Genomic DNA, 18,757 nt, shown 5'->3' with positions numbered 1-18,757 from the left:
GAGCGCGTGGGGGCGCCCGCTGCGGCCGGTCAGGCCAGCTTGGCCTTGAGCAGCTCGTTGACCTGCGCCGGGTTGGCCTTGCCCTTGGAGGCCTTCATGACCTGGCCGACCAGGGCGTTGAAGGCCTTGTCCTTGCCTGCGCGGTACTGCTCCACGTTGGCCGGGTTGGCGGCGATCACCTCGTCGATGATCTTCTCCATGGCGCCCGTGTCGTTCATCTGCTTGAGGCCCTTGGCCTCGATGATGGCATCGACATCGCTGCCTTCACCGCTCCACAGCGCCTCGAAGACCTGCTTGGCGGCGTTGTTGGAGATGGTGCCGTCGCCGATGCGCTTGATCAGCGCGGCCAGCTGGGCGCTGGAGACCTTGGCGGCCTCCATGCCGATTTCCTCGGTGTTCAGGCGGCGCGAGATCTCGCCCATGATCCAGTTGCTGGCCAGCTTGGGCGCATTGCAGGCCCGGGCCGTGTCCTCGAAGTAGGCGGCCATGGCCTGGCTTTGCGTCAGCGTGGTGGCGTCGTACTCGGGCAGGGCGTACTGCTCGACAAAGCGCGCGGCCATGGCGCGCGGCAGCTCGGGCATGTCGGCCCTGACCTGCTCCACCCATTCGGGCGCGACCACCAGCGGCGGCAGGTCCGGGTCGGGGAAGTAGCGGTAGTCGGCCGCGTCTTCCTTGGTGCGCATGGAGCGCGTCTCGCCCGTATCGGGGTCGAACAGCACGGTGGCCTGCTGGATGCGGCGGCCGTCCTCGATTTCCTCGATCTGCCAGCGGATCTCGTAGTCGATGGCCAGCTGCATGTTCTTGAAGCTGTTGAGGTTCTTGATCTCGCGGCGCGTGCCCAGCGGCTGGCCGGGCTTGCGCACGGAGACGTTGGCGTCGCAGCGGAAGCTCCCTTCCTGCATGTTGCCGTCGCAGATGCCGATCCAGGTCACGATCTGGTGCAGCGTCTTGGCGTAGGCCACGGCTTCTTCCGTGCTGCGGATGTCGGGCTCGGTCACGATCTCCAGCAGCGGCGTGCCGGCGCGGTTCAGATCGATGCCCGACTGGCCGATGAAGTCCTCGTGCAGCGACTTGCCGGCATCTTCCTCCAGGTGGGCGCGCACCAGGCGGATGGTCTTCTTCTCGTCGCCGAGGAAGAAGGACACCTCGCCGCCCTGGACCACGGGAATCTCGAACTGCGAGATCTGGTAGCCCTTGGGCAGGTCGGGGTAGAAGTAGTTCTTGCGCGCGAAGATGCTGCGCGGCGCAATGTGCGAGCCCAGCGCCAGGCCGAGCCGGATGGCGCACTCGACGGCCTTTTTGTTCATCACCGGCAGCGTGCCGGGCAGCGCCATGTCCACGGCGCAGGCCTGGGTGTTGGGCTCGGCGCCGAAGGCGGTGCTGGCGCGGCTGAAGATCTTGGACTGGGTGGCCAGCTGGGCGTGGGTCTCGAAGCCGATGACGACTTCATAGCCCTGGATGAGTTTCGCGGTCATGGGGTCTCAGATGCCCTTCGGAGCTTGAAGGTGGAAGTCGGTGGCCTGCTGGAAGCGGTGGGCGGCGTTGAGCAACTGGCCTTCCTTGAAGTAGTTGCCGATCAGCTGCAGGCCCACGGGCATGCCGGCCTCGCCAAAGCCTGCGGGCACGCTCATGCCGGGCAGGCCGGCCAGCGATGCGGGCAGCGTGAAGATGTCGGCCAGGTAGTTGGCCAGCGGGTCGCTCTTTCCGCCCAGCTGCCAGGCCACGGTGGGCGCGGCGGGGCCGGCGATCACGTCGCACTGCTGGAAGGCGGCCTGGAAGTCGTCGGCGATCATGCGGCGGATCTTCTGCGCCTGCAGGTAGTAGGCGTCGTAGTAGCCCTCGGACAGCACATAGGCGCCGATCATGATGCGGCGCTTGACCTCGTCGCCAAAGCCCTGGGCACGGGTCTTCTTGTACATGTCCACCAGGTCCGTGTAGTCCTTGGCGCGGTGGCCGAACTTCACGCCATCGAAGCGCGACAGGTTGGACGATGCCTCGGCCGGGGCCAGGATGTAGTACACGGGAATCGACAGCTCGGTGCGCGGCAGCGAGATGGGCACCAGGCGGGCGCCCAGCTTCTCGTATTCCTTGAGCGCGCCATCCACGGCGGCGCGCACGTCGGCCGACAGGCCTTCGCCGAAGAACTCGGCAGGAATGCCGATGCGCAGGCCTTCGATGCCGTCGTTCAGGCGGGCCGTGAAGTCCTCGGCAGGCACGTCCAGGCTGGTGGAGTCGCGGTCCAGGTCGGGGCCGCACATCTCGGACAGCAGCAGGGCGCAGTCCTCGGCGCTCTTGCCCATGGGACCGGCCTGGTCCAGGCTGGAGGCGAAGGCGATCATGCCGTAGCGGCTGGCGCGGCCATAGGTGGGCTTGATGCCGGTGATGCCGCAAAACGATGCGGGCTGGCGGATGGAGCCGCCCGTGTCGGTGCCGGTGACGGCGGGCGCCAGGCCGGCGGCCACGGCCACGGCCGAGCCGCCCGAGGAGCCGCCGGGCACGCGGTCCGTGTTCCAGGGGTTGCGCACGGGCGCGGGGGCGTCGAAGCCCACGGGCGCGATGGCCGAGTTCTCGTTGGCCGAGCCCATGGCGAATTCATCGCAGTTGAGCTTGCCCAGCGTCACGGCGCCGGCCTCGGCCAGGCGCGTCACCACGGTGGCGTCGAAGGGCGAGCGGTAGCCGGCCAGCATCTTGCTGGAGGCCGTGGTCGGGAAGTCGCGCGTGACGAAGATGTCCTTGTGCGCAATGGGCACGCCAGCCAGGCGGCCGCCCTTGCCCTGGGCAATCAGGGCGTCGGCAGCGCGGGCCTGGGCCAGGGTGGCCTCTTCGTCGATGCTGACGAAGGCGCCCAGGTTCTGGTGCGCCTGGGCGCGGGCCAGGAAATGCTGGGCGGCTTCGACGGCGCCGAGCTTGCGCTCGCGCAGCAGGGCCGACAGGGCCGACACGCCGAGCGTGTGCAGATCAGTGGTTTGCTGGGTCATGTATGGGGTGCGGAAAACGGGGACGGATGCCAGTGACGAGGGCGCGCGGCGCTTACTCGATCACCTTGGGGACCAGGAACAGGCCGCGCTCGACGGCCGGTGCGCTGCGCTGGTTGGCGTCGCGCTGGTCGGGCTCGCTGGCAATGTCCTCGCGAAGACGCAGGGCAATGTCCTGGATGGCGGCGACCGGATGTGACAGCGGGCTGACGCCTGAAGTATCCACAGCCTGCATCTTCTCCACGATGCCGAAAAAATCATTGAGCTGGCCTAGCATGCGCTCACTCTCGGTGGAGGAGAGCTCAAGTCGTGCCAGGTTCGCGATGCGTGCGATGTCTTGTGCGTTCAGTGCCATAGGATTTTTGAAGGGGGCAACGGGATGTAAACCCGTATTTCAAGCCCCGGCAGTAGAAGTTATTCACAGGGGATACGGTATTATCTCGGCTTTGCCGCAATACCCTCTCCGAGCCGGTCATTGTGCGAAAAGCCAACCCCATCCAGACTCCCTAACTTTCATCCCGGCGATGGCAGGCCGACGAGCATGCCGTGCCTGAGAGGACTCTCGTAATGTTCGGAGCTTTCCGTCGGTATTTCTCCACCGACCTTGCCATTGATCTTGGCACAGCCAACACCCTGATTTTCGCCCGCGACAAGGGCATTGTTCTGGACGAACCCTCCGTTGTCGCCATCCGCCACGAAGGCGGACCGCACGGCAAGAAGGTGATCCAGGCGGTGGGCCGCGAGGCCAAGGCCATGCTGGGCAAGGTGCCCGGCAACATCGAGGCCATCCGCCCGATGAAGGACGGCGTGATTGCCGACTTCGTCATCACGGAGCAGATGATCAAGCAGTTCATCAAGATGGTGCATCCGCGCTCGGTGCTCACGCCCAGCCCGCGCATCATCATCTGCGTGCCCTGCGGCTCCACCCAGGTCGAGCGCCGCGCCATCAAGGACGCGGCCGAGGCGGCAGGCGCCACCTCCGTCTACCTGATCGAGGAACCCATGGCCGCCGGCATCGGCGCCGGCCTGCCGGTGTCCGAGGCTTCGGGCTCCATGGTGGTGGACATCGGTGGCGGCACCACCGAAGTCGGCGTGATCTCGCTGGGCGGCATGGTTTACAAGGGTTCCGTGCGCGTGGGCGGCGACAAGTTCGACGAAGCCATCATCAGCTACATCCGCCGCAACTACGGCATGCTGATCGGCGAGCCCACGGCCGAGTCCATCAAGAAGAACATCGGCTCGGCCTTCCCCGGCTCCGAAGTCAAGGAGATGGAAGTCAAGGGCCGCAACCTCTCCGAAGGCGTGCCGCGCAGCTTCACCATCTCGTCCAACGAGGTGCTGGAAGCCCTGACCGATCCGCTCAACCAGATCGTCAGCGCCGTCAAGAACGCGCTGGAGCAGACACCGCCCGAGCTGGGTGCCGACATTGCCGAGCGCGGCATGATGCTCACCGGCGGCGGCGCGCTGCTGCGTGACCTGGACCGCCTGCTGGCCGAAGAAACCGGCCTGCCCGTGCTGGTGGCCGAAGAGCCGCTGACCTGCGTGGTGCGCGGCTGCGGCATGGCGCTGGAGACCATGGACCGCCAGGGCAGCATCTTCACCAGCGACTGATGCGGCGCAGGCCGGGGCCCGTTGTCGCGGGCCCGGGGCCGCAGCCGTCTGACTGCAACGATTTTTCTCCCCCTTCCGTGGTGACCTGCATGCTTGCCCTGCCTTCCTTCGCACCGGGACCGGCCCGTGCTTTCCAGGCTGCAGCAAGTGCGGCAGGGCAGGCCCTGCCACGCGGGAGGGCCGCATGAACCCCAATACCCTGGACCACTCGGCGCCCTCGCTGTTTAAGCGGCGGCCCTCGCGGGTCTCGCAACTGGCCCTGTACAGCGCCCTGGCGCTGTTTCTGATGGTGGCCGACGCGCGTTTCAGGATCACCGATCCCGTGCGCGTGGCCGTGGCCACCGTGCTGTACCCCGTGCAATGGGTGATGCTCAAGCCGGTGCAGGCCGTGCACGACGCCAGCCGCTACCTGGGCTCGCTGGACGATGCCCAGGCCCGCGAACAGGCCGCGCGCAAGGAACTGGTGGCCATGGCCCAGCGTGCATCGCTGGCCGACGAGCTGATCCAGGAAAACGACCACCTGCGCGAGCTGCTGCAGCTGCGCGATCGCCTCACCACGCCCGGCACCGCTGCCGAGGTGGTCTACGACAGCCCCGACCTCTATACGCGCCGCGTGGTCATCGACCGCGGCCAGGTGGATGGCATCGACCAGGGCTCGCCCGTGCTCGATGAAAAGGGCGTGGTCGGCCAGGTCACGCGCGTGTATCCGCTGCGTGCCGAGGTCACCCTGCTCATCGACCGCGACCAGGCCATTCCCGTCTTCAACCCGCGCACCGGCGCGCGCAGCGTGGCCTATGGCGATCCGTCGCCGCTGCGCACCGGCGGCATCGAGCTGCGCTTCATGCCCAGCAATGCCGATGTCCAGGAAGGCGACCTGCTGACCACCAGCGGCGTCGATGGCCTGTACCCGCCGGGCCTGCCCGTGGCCAAGGTGGTCTCGGTGGAGCGCCGCGCCGACTCGGCCTTCTCGCGCATCTACTGCGAGCCCGTGGGCCGCGTGCAGGGCGTGCGCCACGTGGTGGTGCTCAAGCCGCTGGACCGCGCCACCCACCCCGAGGCCGAAGGCGCCGCAGAACCCCTGCGCGCCGGCAAGGGCAAGGAAAAAGACAAGGGCAAGGAAAAAGACAAAGCCAAGGACGGCAAGGGCAAGGAAGCCTCCAAGGACGGCGGCAAGGCCGGCAAGACAGATGCACCGGCCACGCCTGCCGCACCCGCTGCTCCCGCCGCACCCGCCTCCGCCAGGAAGGAGCCCGCATGATCATGCCGCGCGGCCAGCAGCTGCTGCTGCCGGTCAACCCCCTGTTCATCGTCGTCAGCCTGCTGGCGGCGCTGGCACTCAACATGCTGCCGCTGGGCCGCCAGGCCTGGCAGCCCGACCTGCTGATGGTGCTGCTGGCCTTCTGGGCGCTGAACCAGCCCCAGCGCGTGGGCATGGGCGTGGCCTTTTTGCTGGGCCTGTGCATGGATGTGGACCGCTCCTCCCTGCTGGGCCAGCATGCTCTGGCCTATGCGCTGCTGGTGTTCGCGGCCGGCGCCATGGGCCGGCGCCTGTCCTGGTTCTCCACGCCTGTGCAGGCGCTGCACCTGCTGCCCCTGTTCGCCGTCGTGCACGGCCTGCAGGTGCTGCTGCGCATGGTGGCCGGCGGCATCGTGCCCGGCCCGCTGGTGGTGGTGGCTCCCCTGATCGAGGCCCTGCTGTGGCCCCTGGTCAGCGGCCTGCTGCTGGCGCCGCAGCGCCGTCCGCCGGACAGTGACGAGAACCGTCCCCTGTGAGGCTTGACGCGTGATGGAAATCCGCAATACAGAAGCCGAGCTGCAGCGATTCAGGTTGCGCGCATGGGTGATGAGCGTGGTGGTGCTGCTGGCCTTCGGGCTGGTGGTGGCTCGCTTGCTGGTGCTGCAGGTGCAGCGCCATGAGGAGCTGGCAGAGCGCGCCGAAAGCAATCGCACGGCCGTGGTGCCCATCGTGCCCAACCGGGGCCAGATCCTGGACCGTAACGGCGTGGTGCTGGCCACCAACTACTCGGCCTATACGCTGGAGATCATGCCCTCGCGCGCGGGCAACCTTGAAGAGACCATCGACGGCCTGGCCGAGATCGTCGAGATCACGCCGCGCGACCGCCGCAAGTTCAAGCGCCTGGTGGATGATTCCCGCAGCTTCGACTCCCTGCCCATCCGCACGCGCCTGACCGATGACGAGGTCGCGCGCTTCGCCGCGCAGCGCTACCGCTTCCCGGGCGTGGACATCAAGGCGCGGCTGTTCCGCACCTACCCCATGCAGGACACGGCCAGCCACGTCATCGGCTACATAGGCCGCATCAACCAGCGCGAGAAAGAGGCGCTGGAAGACTCCGACGACGCTGCCAACTACCGGGGCACCGACGTCATCGGCAAGCTGGGCGTGGAGCAGAGCTACGAAACCGACCTGCACGGCCAGACCGGCTGGGAAGAGATGGAAACCTCGGCCGGCGGCCATGCCGTGCGCAAGCTCGGCAGCCGCCCCGCCACGCCCGGCGACAGCCTGGTGCTGTCGCTGGACATCAAGCTGCAGCGCATGGTGGAGGAGCTGTACGGCGACCGCCGTGGCGCCCTGGTGGCCATCGATCCGCGCAGCGGCGAACTGCTGGCCATGGTCAGCCGCCCGACCTTCGACCTGAATCTCTTCGTCGATGGCATCGACCAGGAAAGCTGGGCCGCGCTCAACGAATCCATCAACCGCCCGCTGCTCAACCGCGCGCTGCGGGGCACCTATCCGCCGGGCTCCACCTACAAGCCCTTCATGGCGATTGCCGCGCTGGAGTCGGGCAAGCGCCGCCCCGACACCACCATCATGGACAACGGCAGCTGGACCTTCGGCGGCCACACCTTCCGCTCGGGCCACCCCAACGGGCCGACCAACCTGCGCCGCTCCATCATCAAGTCGTCCAACGTGTACTACTACATGCTGGCCAACGACATGGGCGTGGACATGATCCACGACTACATGAAGCCGCTGGGCTTCGGCCAGATCACCGGCATCGACGTGCGCGGCGAGGCGCGCGGCGTGCTGCCCAGCACCGAGTGGAAGCGCAACACCTACAAGCGGCCCGAGCAGAAGAAGTGGTACGCGGGCGAGACCATCTCGCTGGGCATCGGCCAGGGCTACAACAACTTCACCATCCTGCAGCTGGCCAACGCCATGTCCACGCTGGCGGCCAAGGGCGTCAAGCACCGGCCCCACCTGGCCGTGGGACGTGTCGATGCCGTGACGCAGCAGTTCTCGGCCATCAACAAGGACCCCGGCACCAGCATGGGCTACAAGCCCGAGAACGTGGAAGCCGTGCGCGCCGCCGTGGCCGCCGTGACGGTGGAGGGCACCTCGCGCGGCATCTTCGGCAATGCACCCTACACCTCCACCGGCAAGACCGGCACGGCCCAGGCCGTGGGCGTGCGCCAGAACGAGAAGTACAACGCCTCGCGACTGTCCGAGTTCCAGCGCGACCACTCGCTGTACATCGCCTACGCGCCGGCCGACAACCCCACCATCGCCGTCGCCGTCATCGTGGAGAACGCCGGCTTTGGCGCCGCCGCTGCCGCGCCGCTGGCACGCCGCGTGTTCGACTACTGGCTGCTGGGCCGCTACCCCAGCCTGGAGGACATGGCCGCCATGCGCAAGGGCCAGGCCGGCGTGCCCATAGGCGCCCCGCGCCGCGTCTCCGAAATCACGCTGGACGCAGAAACCGTGAACCTGCCCGGCCTGCCGCGCTACGAGCCGCCCGAGGCATCGGTGCCCGTGGCATCCAACCGCGCTGCCGCGCTGCCGCCGCCGTCTGCTGGCGAGCTGGAGGATTGAGAAAGCAAAAGAGCCGGCATTGCCGGCTCTTTGTTTTCTTGAGCAGCCTGCGTGCGCAGGCCCGGGCCTCAATGCCCCATGCGCCCGATGAACGCCGCGATCCGCTCGCTGGCCGGGTTGCCGAAGAACTCGGCGGGCGGTGCCTCGTGGGCGATGCAGCCCTGGTCGAAGAACATCACGCGGTCGGCGACCTCGCGGGCGAAGCCCATTTCGTGGGTGACCACGATCATGGTCATGCCGCCGCGTGCCAGCTCGCGCATCACGTCCAGCACTTCCTGCACCATCTCCGGGTCCAGCGCGCTGGTGGGCTCGTCGAACAGCATCACCTGCGGCTCCATGGCCAGGGCGCGGGCAATGGCCACGCGCTGCTGCTGGCCGCCCGACAGCTGCCACGGGTACTTGTGGGCATGGGCCTGCATGCCCACGCGCTCCAGCAGGGCCATGGCCTTGGCATTGGCCTGGGCGCGCGGCGTCTTGTGGATGCGGCGCGGCGCCAGGGTCACGTTGTCCAGCACCGTCATGTGGCCGAACAGGTTGAACTGCTGGAACACCATGCCCACTTCGCAGCGCTGCTTTTGCAGCGTGGCTTCGTTGTCGGTGACTTCGACGCCGTCGATGGTGATGCGCCCGCCGTCGTGCGGCTCCAGCCGGTTGATGGCGCGCAGCAGCGTGGACTTGCCCGAGCCCGAGGCGCCGATGATCACCGTCACCTCGCCCGTGCAGAACTGCGTGGAAACGCCCTTGAGCACCTGGTGGCTGCCGAAGGACTTGGTGACCTTCTCGGCCACGATGTAGGGCATGCCCCGTGCCAGCTTGTCGGCGCTCATTTGTGGCGGCCCTCCACGTCGAAGCGGTACTCCACGGCAGCCGTGACCTGGGTCACCAGCGTGGTCAGCACCAGGTAGGTCACGCCCACGGTGACCAGGGTCTCCACGGGCTGGAAGGTGGCCGACTGGATGCGGTTGCCCACATTGGTCAGCTCCACCACGCCGATGGCGTACGCCAGCGACGAATCCTTGAGCAGGGCCACGAAGTTGCTCACCAGCGGCGGCAGCGAGATCTTGAAGGCCTGCGGGAACACCACGTCCATGAAGACGCAGATGCGCGGCAGGCCCAGGGCGCGTGCGGCCTCGGCCTGGCCGCGCGGCACGGCCTGCAGGCCGGCGCGCACGGCTTCGGCGTTGTAGGCGCCCACGTTCAGCGCCAGTGCAATGCAGGCGGCTGCGAAGTCGGGCAGGTTCAGGCCCGGGATCAGCACCGGCAGCGCGAAGTAGATGAACAGGATCTGCACCAGCAGCGGCGTGCCGCGGATCGCCCAGACGTAGAAGCCCGCGGCCCAGCGCAGGGCGGCCGTGCGCGAGGTGCGCGCCAGCGCGGCGGCGATGCCCAGCACCAAGCCGGCGGCGCCGCTGACCAGCGTCAGGTACAGCGTGGTGCGCGCGCCTTCGGCGAAGGTGTCGGCATTGGAGCCTATGGGCTCGGGCAGCAGGGACAGCAACTGCCCCAGCAGCGAAACCACGAGCACCATCAGCAGCAGGGCCGTGACCAGGGTGGCGTTGCTGCGCTGCGAGCGGCTCCAGTGGGCGGGCCAGAGGACGGTAAGCATAGGTGGGCTAGAAACAAAAAGGCGCCCTGCAAGTGGGCGCCGGTCGGGCAGATCTGCCCGGGGCCTCAGTCAGGGCAGCGGATGTCTTCGTGGAAGTATTTCTGCGACAGCTTGGCGTAGCTGCCGTCGGCCAGGGCTTCCTTGAAGGCCTTGTTCCAGGCATCGGCCAGCGACTTGTTGTCCTTGGCCACGGCGGCGGCAATGCGCTCGACCAGCAGCAACTCGCCCTGCTTGAGCTGGGCATTGGGGTTCTTTTGCTGCAGTTCCTTGGCAATGAAGCGTTCGGTCACCCAGGCGTCCACCCGCTTGGACAGCAGCGCATTGCGGGCGGCCTCGTTGGTGGGGAAGTTGACCAGGCGCTTGATGCCGGGCAGGTTCTTCTCCATGTACTGCATATAGGTGGTGCCGGTCTGCACCGACACCGTCTTGCCCGCCAGGTCCTTGCCCGAGCGGATGGCCGGGTCCAGCGACATCACGATGGCGCCAGAGCAGTAGTGGGGCTGGGTGAAGGTCACGGCCTTCTCGCGCTCGGGCGTGATGCCGTGCGAGGAGATCACCAGATCCCAGCGGTCCTGCTGCAGGCCGGTGAGCAGGGCGTCGAAGCTGATGGTCTTCCACTCGTACTTCACGCCCATCTTGGCGGCCATCATCTGGGCCAGCTCGACTTCGAAGCCGGTCAGCTGCTTGCCCTCGAAATGGGCGAAGGGCGCGTAGTAGCCCTCGGTGGCCAGGCGCAGCGTGCCTTCCTTCTGGATGGCGTCGAAGGGGCGGGCCTGAACGCCGGCGGCGGTCCACAGGGCCAGCGCGGCGGCGGCGATGACGGTAAAGCGTTTCATGGAACTCCTGGGCTGTCGCTCAAGACCTGACCCCGGCGCCGCAGCATGAAGAAAGCGCCAAGGCACGCATCAGTGCATGGGCCATGGACGGCGGGGCCGGTTTTTTGCGGCTGGTCGGCTGGTCGGGTACGGCCGCTGGCAGGGGTGCGACATGCACCAGCCGCCGCAGCTCAAGGCGAAAAGTCGGCAATTATAGAAGGTTGCCGTCGCCAACGCCGATGGCAGGTGTTGCGAACGCCGCTGGCCCGTGCTCAGGCGATGAAGGCGTCGTAGCCGGTCTTGAGGATCAGCAGGCTCACCACGCCGATGAAAATGCCGCGCACAAAGCCCGTTCCATGGCGCAGGGCCATGTGCGTGCCCAGCATGGCGCCCAGCACATTGGCCACCGCCATGGGCACGGCCAGGTGCCACCAGATATGGCCCTTGAGCGCGAACAGCGCCAGCGCCGCCAGGTTGGTGGCCATGTTCAGCAGCTTGGCCGAGGCCGACGCGTTCAGGAAGTCATAGCCCATCAGCCGCACGAACAGGAACACGAAGAAGCTGCCCGTGCCGGGGCCGAAGAAACCGTCGTAGAAGCCAATCACCAGGCCGATGGCGCAGGCGATCAGCGTCTCGGCGCGGCCCGAATAGTGCGGCGTGTGGTGGCGGCCCATGTCCTTGCGCGCCAACGTGTAGACCAGCACGCCCAGCAGCACCAGCGGCAGCAGCCGGCGCAGGAAATCGGGGGAGATCTGCGTGACGGCCCAGGCGCCCGCAAAGGAGCCCGCCATGCCCACGCAGGCCGCCGGCATCATCGCGCGCCAGGGCAACTGCACCTTGCGGCCGTACTGCCAGGTGGACATGGCCGTGCCCCAGACCGAGGCGCTCTTGTTGGTGCCCAGCAGCGTGGCGGGCGGTGCGGTGGGGAAGGTGGCGAACAGCGCGGGCAGCAAGATGAGGCCCCCGCCGCCCACGATGGCGTCCACGAAGCCGGCCAGCATCGAGGCCAGCGAGACGATGATCCATTCCATAGGGCGGCGATTGTCGCACCGCCCAGGTGCCGCAGCAGGCTGGCCGCAGGCATAAAAAAAGCGCCGGACTTGCCGGCGCTCTGGGAAATGCATCTTGAGATGCTATTTATGAATGTTGATCTGGTTGTGTACGAGTTGTCTCCTCGGCCCCTCTTGTGCAGCACTGTGGTGCCGCGAGAGTGGGTGGACTTTAATGGTCGCACCTGGGTGGTGCATCGGGGATTTCCCGCAGTTACCGCAAAAGTGCGGGATTGCACCAGCAAAGGGCTGGAGCGATGATTGTCGGTTGCCGGACGTTCAGCGCATGCGCAGCACCAGCTTGCCGAAAGCACCCCGCTCCAGATGCTTCAGGGCTGCCGGCAGATCGGCCAGCGCGTATTCGCTGTCGATCACAGGTTGCAGCTTCAGCCAGTCCACGGCCCGCACCAGATCCTGCAGCGCACGCCGGTGTGCCACGCCGATGCCCTGAACGGTGGCGCGCCCCAGCAGCAGCGGATAGACCGAGCCGCGCAGCTCATCGCCCTGCAGATTGCCGATCACCGACACGCGACCGCCCTGTGCCAGGGCCGATAGTGAGCGGCCGAAGTTATCCCCTCCGGCCAGTTCCAGCACATGGTCGGCACCTCGCCCTCCCGTGAGGGCGCGCACTTCGGCGGCCCAGTCGGGCGTGCGGTGGCGGTGGATGCCGTGGTCTGCTCCGAGCTGCGCAGCCCGCGCCAGCTTGTCGTCGCTGCCGGAAACCACCACCACGCGCGCACCCTGCGCATGGGCAATCTGCATGGCGAACAGCGCCACGCCGCCCGTGCCCATGATGACCACGGTGTCGCCGGGCCGAGTAGGCGCGGACTCGGCCAGCGCGAACCAGGCGGTTGCGCCCGCGCACGTCAGGGTGCTGGCCTGCGCAAAGTCCAGCTGAAGGGGCGCGGCGACCAGGTTGTCTTCGCCCAGCACCACGTATTCCGACAGCATGCCCGGCCCGGGCGAGCCCAGCGGCAGGCTGGTGCGCGGCTGCACGCCGTCCTGCCAGCCGGAGAAGAAGGTGCTGATCACGGCGTCGCCAACCGCGAACTCCGCGACGCCCGGGCCGAGGGCGACCACCTCGCCAGCCATGTCCGAGCCGGGCACCAGGGGCAGGGCAGGCACCATGCCCATGCCATCGCGCAGGATCAGCAGATCGCGGTAGTTCAGCGATGCCGCATGCACGCGCACCAGTACCTGGCCCCGCCCGGGCTCGGGAATGGGTACTTGCACCAGCTGCAGGTTTTCATGGCCCAGAGCGGGCAGTTGCCATTGCTGCATGAATGGGGAAGACGCAGGCACGGTCATGGAAGGCGGTCCTTTCGAGGCAGGTATCAAACAGGACTTCAGTCTATTGATTCCTTCATAATTGCATTGATTCAATTTAGGCTATGGTTTGTAGAATTTATGGAACCAATTGCAAATGACAGGCTGGCAGGCGTCAGCGCTTTCGTCGCCTCGGCCGAGGCCGGCAGCTTCGCCCAGGCGGCCGAGCGCCTGGGCCTTACGCGCTCGGCCGTTGGCAAGGCCGTGGCGCGGCTGGAAGAGCGCCTGGGCGCGCGGCTGTTCGTGCGCACCACGCGCAGCCTGGGGCTGACCGAGGACGGCCAGATGTTCTACGAGCGCTGCGCGCAGGCGCTGGAGGACCTGGATGCCGCCCGGCACATGCTGGAAGCCGGGCGGCGGGAAGTGGTGGGCCGGCTGCGCATCAGCGCACCCGTGGTCTTCGGCCGCCACCACGTGGCCCCCTTGCTGCTGGAGCTGGCGCAGCTGCATCCGCGCCTGCGCATCGAGGCCAGCTTCACCGACCGCCAGCTGGACTTCGCCGATGACGGCATCGACCTGGCCATACGCAGCGGGGAACTGCCTGACAGCGACTGGCTGGTTGCGCGGCGCCTTGGCATGCAAACCATGGTGCTGTGCGCATCACCCGCCTATCTGCAGGCCCATGGCGCGCCGCGCAGCGTGGCCGACCTGGCCGGGCATCGCTGTATTGCCTATATGCGCAGCGGCCGCGCTGCCCCCTGGTGGCTGGCCGGTGAGGATGGGACGCTGGCCGCGCCCGTGCTGGAGCCGGCGCTGGGCTTTGACGACATAGAGACCATCGCCACGGCCACGCTGCAGGGCGCGGGTCTGGCCCACATGCCGCTGTGGCGGGTGCGCAGTGCGCTGGACAGCGGGGCGCTGGTGCGCCTGCTGCCCGACGCGCCGGCCGCGCGCATTCCCCTGCATGTGCTGTGGCCGCGCACGCGCTTTCTGCCCTACCGGCTGCGCGTGACCATCGATGCGCTGCTGGCGGCGATTCCGCCGCTGCTGCAGGAGCAGTCCTAGGCGGCCAGCGCAACGGCCGGTTCCGTGCTCTCCCGTGCGGTCTCCTGTCCCTGCCCTTGCCGGTCCGCAAGAATCCAGCCGGCGGCCTTCTCCGCCATCATCAGCGTCGGGCTGTTGGTGTTGCCGCTGGTGATGCGCGGCATGGCGCCTGCATCGATCACGCGCAGGCCCTGTACGCCGCGCACGCGCAGGCGGCTGTCCAGCACGGCCATGGGGTCGTCGGCGCGGCCCATCTTCGTGGTTCCCACGGGGTGGAAGATGGTGGTGGCGATGTCGCCGGCCAGGCGCGCCAGATCCTCGTCGCTCTGGTACTGCACGCCGGGCTTCCATTCCTCGGGGGCGAAGCGCGCCAGTGCGCTCTGGCCGACGATGCGGCGCGTCACGCGCAGGCTGTCGGCGGCCACCTGCCGGTCCTCGGGTGTGGACAGGTAGTGCGGCGCGATGGCAGGCGCCTGGCGGAAGTCCCCGCTGTGGATGCGCACCGTGCCCCGGCTCGTGGGATTGAGGTTGCAGACGCTGGCCGTGAAGGCCGGAAAACCGTGCAGCGGCTCACCGAAGGCGTCCAGCGACAGCGGCTGCACGTGGTACTGGATATTGGGGTGCGCCTGCTGCGGGCTGCTGCGCGTGAAGGCCCCCAGCTGGGAGGGCGCCATGCTCATCGGCCCGCTGCGGCGCAGCAGGTATTCCAGGCCGATGCCGGCCTTGCCCCACAGCGAATTGGCCATGGTGTTCAGCGTGCGCGCGCCCTTGATCTTGTAGACCGAGCGGATCTGCAGATGGTCCTGCAGGTTCTCGCCCACGCCGGGCAGGTCGTGGCGCACGGCAATGCCGTGGTTCTGCAGCAGCGCGCCCGGGCCGATGCCCGACAGCTGCAGGATCTGCGGGGAGTTGACGGCGCCCGCGCACAGCAGCACCTCCTGGCTTGCCTGCACGTTGACCATTTCCGAGCCGGTCCAGACCTGGGCGCCGCTGCAGCGCAGGCCGCCGGCGGGCAGCTGTTCGAACAGCAGCTGGCTGACCTGGGCATGGGTCCACAGCTCGAAATTGGGGCGGCCATAGCAGGTGGGCCGCAGGAAGGCCTTGGCGGTGTTCCAGCGCAGGCCGCCCTTTTGGTTGACCTCGAAGTAGCCCACCCCCTCGTTGCTGCCGCCGTTGAAGTCCTCGGTGGCCGGAATGCCGGCCTGCTGCGCGGCTTCGGCAAAGGCGTCCAGGATGTCCCAGCGCAGGCGCTGCCGCTCCACGCGCCATTCAGCGCTGCCGCCTGTGCCCGTGCCGCCGTGCAGGGCACGAAAGCCCGCATCGGCATTGACGCCGGCATCGAGCCGCCAATGGCTTTCATGCTGGCGGAAGGCCGGCAGCACCTGGTCCCAGCGCCAGGCGTCGTCCCCGGTCAGCTCGGCCCAGCCGTCGTAGTCGCGGGCCTGGCCGCGCATGTAGATCATGCCGTTGATGCTGGAGCAGCCGCCCAGCGTCTTGCCGCGCGGATAGCGCAGGCTGCGGCCGTTGAGCCCTGCGTCGGGCTCGGTCTGGTAGAGCCAGTCGGTGCGCGGATTGCCGATGCAGTACAGGTAGCCCACGGGGATGTGGATCCAGTGGTAGTCGTCCTTGGCGCCCGCCTCGATCAGCAGCACGCGGCTGCGGCCATCGCGCGAAAGCCGATTGGCCAGGAGGGCGCCCGCCGTGCCGGCGCCGATGACGATGTAGTCGAAGGTGGTGTTGCTCATGGAGATGGGCGGGCGTCCGCTGCGGGCCGGAACGTCCTTGGGAGCTGGGGTTGGTGCTTCGGCCCATTGTGCGGACGGCATGCGCACTGTCGAGAGGGAAAGCGCGCTGGACTCCTTTTTTTGCAGCATCGCATGCAGCAGTCATGGCTGTCGCGCTGGTTTTTTGATAAAAATTGCACGCGTAGGGCAAAGCTGTCGTGCGCACGGCGCCGCCAGGCAATCTGCGGCCCGTGCCGCTCGGTTATCCTGCGGTCTTGGCTGCAATGCCGCCCGGCCCTGCCTGCGCGCCCCGCCTTCGCAACCCCCAAGGACTTTCCGCACTTGTCTGCCCTCAACAATCCCCCCCAATGCAGCCTGCGCCGCGACAACGACGGCCAGTGGGCGTTGCTGACCGGCTCCTGGGGCGCGGCCGAGCTGGGCCGGCGGGCGCAGTGGCGCAAGCTGCGTGCGCAGCTGGCCGATGCCAAGGGCGATGACCTGGGCTGGAACCTCGAAGGGCTGGACTGGCTGGACCACGTGGGCGCGCAGCTGCTGTGGAACCACTGGGGCCGTCGCCTGCCCGCGCGTCTTGCGGCCAGCGATGCGCAGCGTGCCATGCTCGAACGCGTGGGCCGTTTCTCCAAGGAGCCTGCGCCGCCGCCCCCGCGCCTGAACCTGCTGGAGCGCATCGACAGCCTGGGCTGCCTGGTGATCAACGCCTGCGGCCATTTCGCGCAGATGACGCGGCTCATCGGCCAGTTGCTGATCGACCTGCTGCGCTTTGCGCGTGCGCCGCACCGGGGCCCCTGGCGCGACATCTCCGGCCATCTTTACTCCATGGGCGCCACGGCCCTGCCCATCACGGCTCTGGTGGGCTTTCTGATCGGCGTGGTGCTGGCCTACCTGATGGCGCTGCAGCTGCGCCAGTTCGGGGCTGAATCCTTCATCGTCAACATCCTGGGCATCTCGCTGATCCGCGAGCTGGGTCCGCTGCTGGCGGCCATTTTGGTGGCGGGCCGCACGGGCTCGGCCATCACCGCCCAGATCGGCGTCATGCGCGTGACCGAGGAATTGGATGCCATGCAGGTCATGGGCATACCGCACGGCTTTCGCCTGGTGCTGCCGCGCGCGCTGGCGCTGGCCATCGCCATGCCCCTGGTCTCGCTGTGGACCACGCTGGCCGCGCTGGCCGGCGGCATGCTCGCGGCCGACCTCACCATGGGCGTCACGGGCGCCTACTTTGCCGAGGCCCTGCCTGCCGCCGTGAAGATCGGCAACCTCTGGATCGCCATGGGCAAATCCGTGGTCTTCGGCGCCCTCATCGCCCTGATCGGCTGCCACTGGGGCCTGCGCGTGGAGCCCAATACGCAGAGCCTGGGCAAGGGCACGACGGCCTCGGTGGTGACGGCCATCACCATGGTCATCGTGGTGGATGCGATCTTCGCAATCCTTTTCAAAGATGTCGGAATCTGATGGCCATGGACACCGAAACCTCCTCCACGCCCGCAGCCGACGAGCCCATCGTGCGCATCGCCGGGCTGTGGAGCGTGTTCGGCGAAGGCGAGAACGCCTTTGCCGTGCACCAGGACCTGGACCTGGATGTGCAGCGCGGCGAGATGCTGTCCATCGTCGGCGGCTCGGGCACGGGCAAGACCGTGCTGCTGCGCCAGATGCTGGGGCTGCTGGAGCCCACCAAGGGCCGTGTCGAAGTGCTGGGCCGCCCGGCCAGCGAAATGGGCCGCGAGGGCGCCGCCAGCCGCGTGGGCATGCTGTTCCAGCATGGGGCGCTGTACTCGGCCTTCAGCGTGCTGGACAACGTGGCCTTCGCGCTGCGCGAGCAGGGCACGCTGCCCGACGAACTGGTGCGCGACGCGGCCCTGGTCAAGCTGCAGATGGTGGGCCTCAAGCCCGAGCATGCCTCGCGCATGCCGGCCGATCTTTCGGGCGGCATGATCAAGCGCGTGGCGCTGGCGCGGGCGCTGATCATGGACCCGCCCCTGCTGCTGCTCGACGAGCCCACGGCCGGCCTGGACCCCACCAGCTCCGACGAATTCTGCGAACTGCTGCGCGAGCTGCGTGCCGAGCTGGGCCTGACCGTCATCATGGTCACGCACGACCTGGACACGCTGTTCGCCCTGTCCTCGCGCGTGGCCGTGCTGGCCGAGAAGAAGGTGCTGGTCAGCGGCCCGCCGCGCGAGGTGGCCGAGTTCAAGCATCCGTTCATCGAGCATTTCTTCCAGGGGGAGCGCGGCAGGCGCGCGATGAGCACGGTATGAGAAGCCCCCCTGAGTCGCTTCGCGCCTTCCCCCCTCTCGCTTTGCGGGGGGGGACGACACCCTCGCGGCGGGGCGGCCCTTGCTCGGTGTCCCTTGCCTTGGGGCGCGCCGGTTTTGAAGGCCGCGCCCTGAGTGCTGGCCCTTGGGGCTGTGGCCCCATGCCTTGTTTTGCTGGGCTCAACGTTATGGACCATTGATATGGAAAACAAATCACATGCCATGGCGGCCGGCATTTTCGTGCTGGTCGTGGCGGCCCTGCTGGCGGGGCTGGCGATCTGGCTGACGCGGGATACGCGGCAGTACAACGAGTACGAGCTGTCCACCAAGGACGGCATCAGCGGGCTGCAGGCCCAGGCTGCCGTGCGCTACAAGGGCGTGGCGGTGGGCAAGGTCACGCGGATCGGGTTCGATCCGCAGACCAATGGCAATGTGCTGATCCGCATCGCCATCGGTGTGAACACGCCCATCACGCCCACCACGTTCGCCGTGCTGGGCTACCAGGGCGTCACGGGCCTGGCCCATGTGCAGCTCGATGATGCAGACCAGCCCCAGCCCCAAC

Annotated in this window: 17 protein-coding genes; 8 read left to right on the top strand and 9 right to left on the bottom strand. The window is 67.8% G+C overall.

Features of this window, described 5'->3' with window-relative positions; all coding sequences use genetic code 11:
• Window positions 1-29: 29 nt before the first annotated feature.
• The 3 genes from gatB to gatC are packed head-to-tail and all read right to left on the bottom strand — an operon-like array spanning window position 30 to window position 3,330.
• A complete protein-coding gene (gatB, locus tag BW39_RS11640; protein ID WP_043821864.1) occupies window positions 30-1,475 on the bottom strand; it encodes an Asp-tRNA(Asn)/Glu-tRNA(Gln) amidotransferase subunit GatB in 1,446 nt (481 codons plus the stop codon).
• Between the two features lie 6 nt (window positions 1,476-1,481).
• Window positions 1,482-2,978 carry an Asp-tRNA(Asn)/Glu-tRNA(Gln) amidotransferase subunit GatA gene (gatA, locus tag BW39_RS11635; RefSeq protein ID WP_043821862.1) on the bottom strand — a complete coding sequence of 499 codons (1,497 nt, stop codon included), beginning with the start codon at window positions 2,976-2,978 and terminating at the stop codon, window positions 1,482-1,484.
• Between the two features lie 52 nt (window positions 2,979-3,030).
• Window positions 3,031-3,330, bottom strand: coding sequence for an Asp-tRNA(Asn)/Glu-tRNA(Gln) amidotransferase subunit GatC (gatC, locus tag BW39_RS11630; RefSeq protein ID WP_012202292.1), 300 nt, complete (start codon window positions 3,328-3,330; stop codon window positions 3,031-3,033).
• Between the two features lie 212 nt (window positions 3,331-3,542).
• Here gatC and BW39_RS11625 point away from each other — a divergent pair, with 212 nt between their 5' ends.
• The 4 genes from BW39_RS11625 to mrdA all read left to right on the top strand — a co-directional run bounded on the left by BW39_RS11625 (window position 3,543) and on the right by mrdA (window position 8,418).
• Entirely contained in the window at window positions 3,543-4,586 is a 1,044-nt protein-coding gene (locus tag BW39_RS11625; RefSeq protein WP_012202293.1) for a rod shape-determining protein, read from the top strand.
• A gap of 184 nt (window positions 4,587-4,770) precedes the next feature.
• Window positions 4,771-5,844, top strand: a complete 1,074-nt coding sequence (gene mreC / locus BW39_RS11620) for a rod shape-determining protein MreC (protein ID WP_043821860.1) — start codon at window positions 4,771-4,773, stop codon at window positions 5,842-5,844.
• Entirely contained in the window at window positions 5,841-6,359 is a 519-nt protein-coding gene (gene mreD / locus BW39_RS11615) for a rod shape-determining protein MreD (RefSeq protein ID WP_013800223.1), read from the top strand. Before mreC ends, mreD begins: the two co-directional genes overlap by 4 nt.
• A 13-nt stretch (window positions 6,360-6,372) precedes the next feature.
• Window positions 6,373-8,418: a penicillin-binding protein 2 gene (gene mrdA, locus BW39_RS11610; RefSeq protein WP_043821858.1), complete on the top strand. Its 2,046-nt coding sequence runs from the start codon at window positions 6,373-6,375 to the stop codon at window positions 8,416-8,418.
• A 68-nt stretch (window positions 8,419-8,486) separates the two neighbouring features.
• On the opposite strand, the gene BW39_RS11605 is transcribed toward mrdA, so the two are convergent.
• The 5 genes from BW39_RS11605 to BW39_RS11585 form a co-directional block, all read right to left on the bottom strand.
• Window positions 8,487-9,245 carry an amino acid ABC transporter ATP-binding protein gene (locus BW39_RS11605; RefSeq protein ID WP_012202297.1) on the bottom strand — a complete coding sequence of 253 codons (759 nt, stop codon included), beginning with the start codon at window positions 9,243-9,245 and terminating at the stop codon, window positions 8,487-8,489.
• Complete coding sequence (locus tag BW39_RS11600) at window positions 9,242-10,024, bottom strand: amino acid ABC transporter permease (protein ID WP_012202298.1); 783 nt, start codon at window positions 10,022-10,024, stop codon at window positions 9,242-9,244. Before BW39_RS11600 ends, BW39_RS11605 begins: the two co-directional genes overlap by 4 nt.
• A 65-nt stretch (window positions 10,025-10,089) precedes the next feature.
• A complete protein-coding gene (locus BW39_RS11595; protein WP_043821856.1) occupies window positions 10,090-10,860 on the bottom strand; it encodes an ABC transporter substrate-binding protein in 771 nt (256 codons plus the stop codon).
• 251 nt (window positions 10,861-11,111) lie between these two features.
• Complete coding sequence (locus BW39_RS11590; RefSeq protein WP_013800226.1) at window positions 11,112-11,870, bottom strand: sulfite exporter TauE/SafE family protein; 759 nt, start codon at window positions 11,868-11,870, stop codon at window positions 11,112-11,114.
• Window positions 11,871-12,167: 297 nt separating this feature from the next.
• Window positions 12,168-13,196, bottom strand: coding sequence for a zinc-dependent alcohol dehydrogenase family protein (locus BW39_RS11585; RefSeq protein ID WP_235264198.1), 1,029 nt, complete (start codon window positions 13,194-13,196; stop codon window positions 12,168-12,170).
• A gap of 99 nt (window positions 13,197-13,295) precedes the next feature.
• On the opposite strand from BW39_RS11585, the gene BW39_RS11580 reads away from it, so the two are divergent.
• On the top strand, window positions 13,296-14,219 hold the full coding sequence (locus BW39_RS11580) for a LysR family transcriptional regulator (protein ID WP_043821852.1): 924 nt from the start codon (window positions 13,296-13,298) through the stop codon (window positions 14,217-14,219).
• Here BW39_RS11580 and BW39_RS11575 read toward each other — a convergent pair.
• The gene (locus BW39_RS11575) at window positions 14,216-15,943 is read right to left on the bottom strand and encodes a GMC family oxidoreductase (protein WP_043821851.1); all 1,728 of its coding nucleotides are present in this window, start codon (window positions 15,941-15,943) and stop codon (window positions 14,216-14,218) included. The genes BW39_RS11580 and BW39_RS11575 overlap by 4 nt on opposite strands.
• A gap of 321 nt (window positions 15,944-16,264) precedes the next feature.
• Here BW39_RS11575 and BW39_RS11570 point away from each other — a divergent pair, with 321 nt between their 5' ends.
• The 3 genes from BW39_RS11570 to BW39_RS11560 form a co-directional block, all read left to right on the top strand.
• Entirely contained in the window at window positions 16,265-17,395 is a 1,131-nt protein-coding gene (locus tag BW39_RS11570; RefSeq protein ID WP_012202304.1) for an MlaE family ABC transporter permease, read from the top strand.
• On the top strand, window positions 17,395-18,198 hold the full coding sequence (locus BW39_RS11565) for an ABC transporter ATP-binding protein (protein ID WP_016448536.1): 804 nt from the start codon (window positions 17,395-17,397) through the stop codon (window positions 18,196-18,198). The genes BW39_RS11570 and BW39_RS11565 overlap by 1 nt, the downstream gene beginning before the upstream one ends.
• A gap of 198 nt (window positions 18,199-18,396) precedes the next feature.
• Window positions 18,397-18,757 (top strand): MlaD family protein (locus BW39_RS11560; RefSeq protein WP_043821849.1); only part of this gene is annotated, 361 nt, incomplete at its 3' end.

The organism is Delftia sp. RIT313 (assembly GCF_000632165.1).
In the GTDB taxonomy this organism is placed as follows: Bacteria; Pseudomonadota; Gammaproteobacteria; order Burkholderiales; family Burkholderiaceae_C; genus Comamonas; species Comamonas acidovorans.
Note: the sequence above shows the minus strand (reverse complement) of the source record. Positions and strands in the feature narration are given on the sequence as shown.

What these genes read in the sequence shown, in the direction of transcription:
- gatB (WP_043821864.1), bottom strand. Translation starts at nt 1,475, where the DNA reads ATGACCGCGAAACTCATCCAGGGCTATGAAGTCGTCATCGGCTTCGAG.
- gatA (WP_043821862.1), bottom strand. Translation starts at nt 2,978, where the DNA reads ATGACCCAGCAAACCACTGATCTGCACACGCTCGGCGTGTCGGCCCTG.
- gatC (WP_012202292.1), bottom strand. Translation starts at nt 3,330, where the DNA reads ATGGCACTGAACGCACAAGACATCGCACGCATCGCGAACCTGGCACGA.
- BW39_RS11625 (WP_012202293.1), top strand. Translation starts at nt 3,543, where the DNA reads ATGTTCGGAGCTTTCCGTCGGTATTTCTCCACCGACCTTGCCATTGAT.
- mreC (WP_043821860.1), top strand. Translation starts at nt 4,771, where the DNA reads ATGAACCCCAATACCCTGGACCACTCGGCGCCCTCGCTGTTTAAGCGG.
- mreD (WP_013800223.1), top strand. Translation starts at nt 5,841, where the DNA reads ATGATCATGCCGCGCGGCCAGCAGCTGCTGCTGCCGGTCAACCCCCTG.
- mrdA (WP_043821858.1), top strand. Translation starts at nt 6,373, where the DNA reads ATGGAAATCCGCAATACAGAAGCCGAGCTGCAGCGATTCAGGTTGCGC.
- BW39_RS11605 (WP_012202297.1), bottom strand. Translation starts at nt 9,245, where the DNA reads ATGAGCGCCGACAAGCTGGCACGGGGCATGCCCTACATCGTGGCCGAG.
- BW39_RS11600 (WP_012202298.1), bottom strand. Translation starts at nt 10,024, where the DNA reads ATGCTTACCGTCCTCTGGCCCGCCCACTGGAGCCGCTCGCAGCGCAGC.
- BW39_RS11595 (WP_043821856.1), bottom strand. Translation starts at nt 10,860, where the DNA reads ATGAAACGCTTTACCGTCATCGCCGCCGCCGCGCTGGCCCTGTGGACC.
- BW39_RS11590 (WP_013800226.1), bottom strand. Translation starts at nt 11,870, where the DNA reads ATGGAATGGATCATCGTCTCGCTGGCCTCGATGCTGGCCGGCTTCGTG.
- BW39_RS11585 (WP_235264198.1), bottom strand. Translation starts at nt 13,196, where the DNA reads ATGACCGTGCCTGCGTCTTCCCCATTCATGCAGCAATGGCAACTGCCC.
- BW39_RS11580 (WP_043821852.1), top strand. Translation starts at nt 13,296, where the DNA reads ATGGAACCAATTGCAAATGACAGGCTGGCAGGCGTCAGCGCTTTCGTC.
- BW39_RS11575 (WP_043821851.1), bottom strand. Translation starts at nt 15,943, where the DNA reads ATGAGCAACACCACCTTCGACTACATCGTCATCGGCGCCGGCACGGCG.
- BW39_RS11565 (WP_016448536.1), top strand. Translation starts at nt 17,395, where the DNA reads ATGGCCATGGACACCGAAACCTCCTCCACGCCCGCAGCCGACGAGCCC.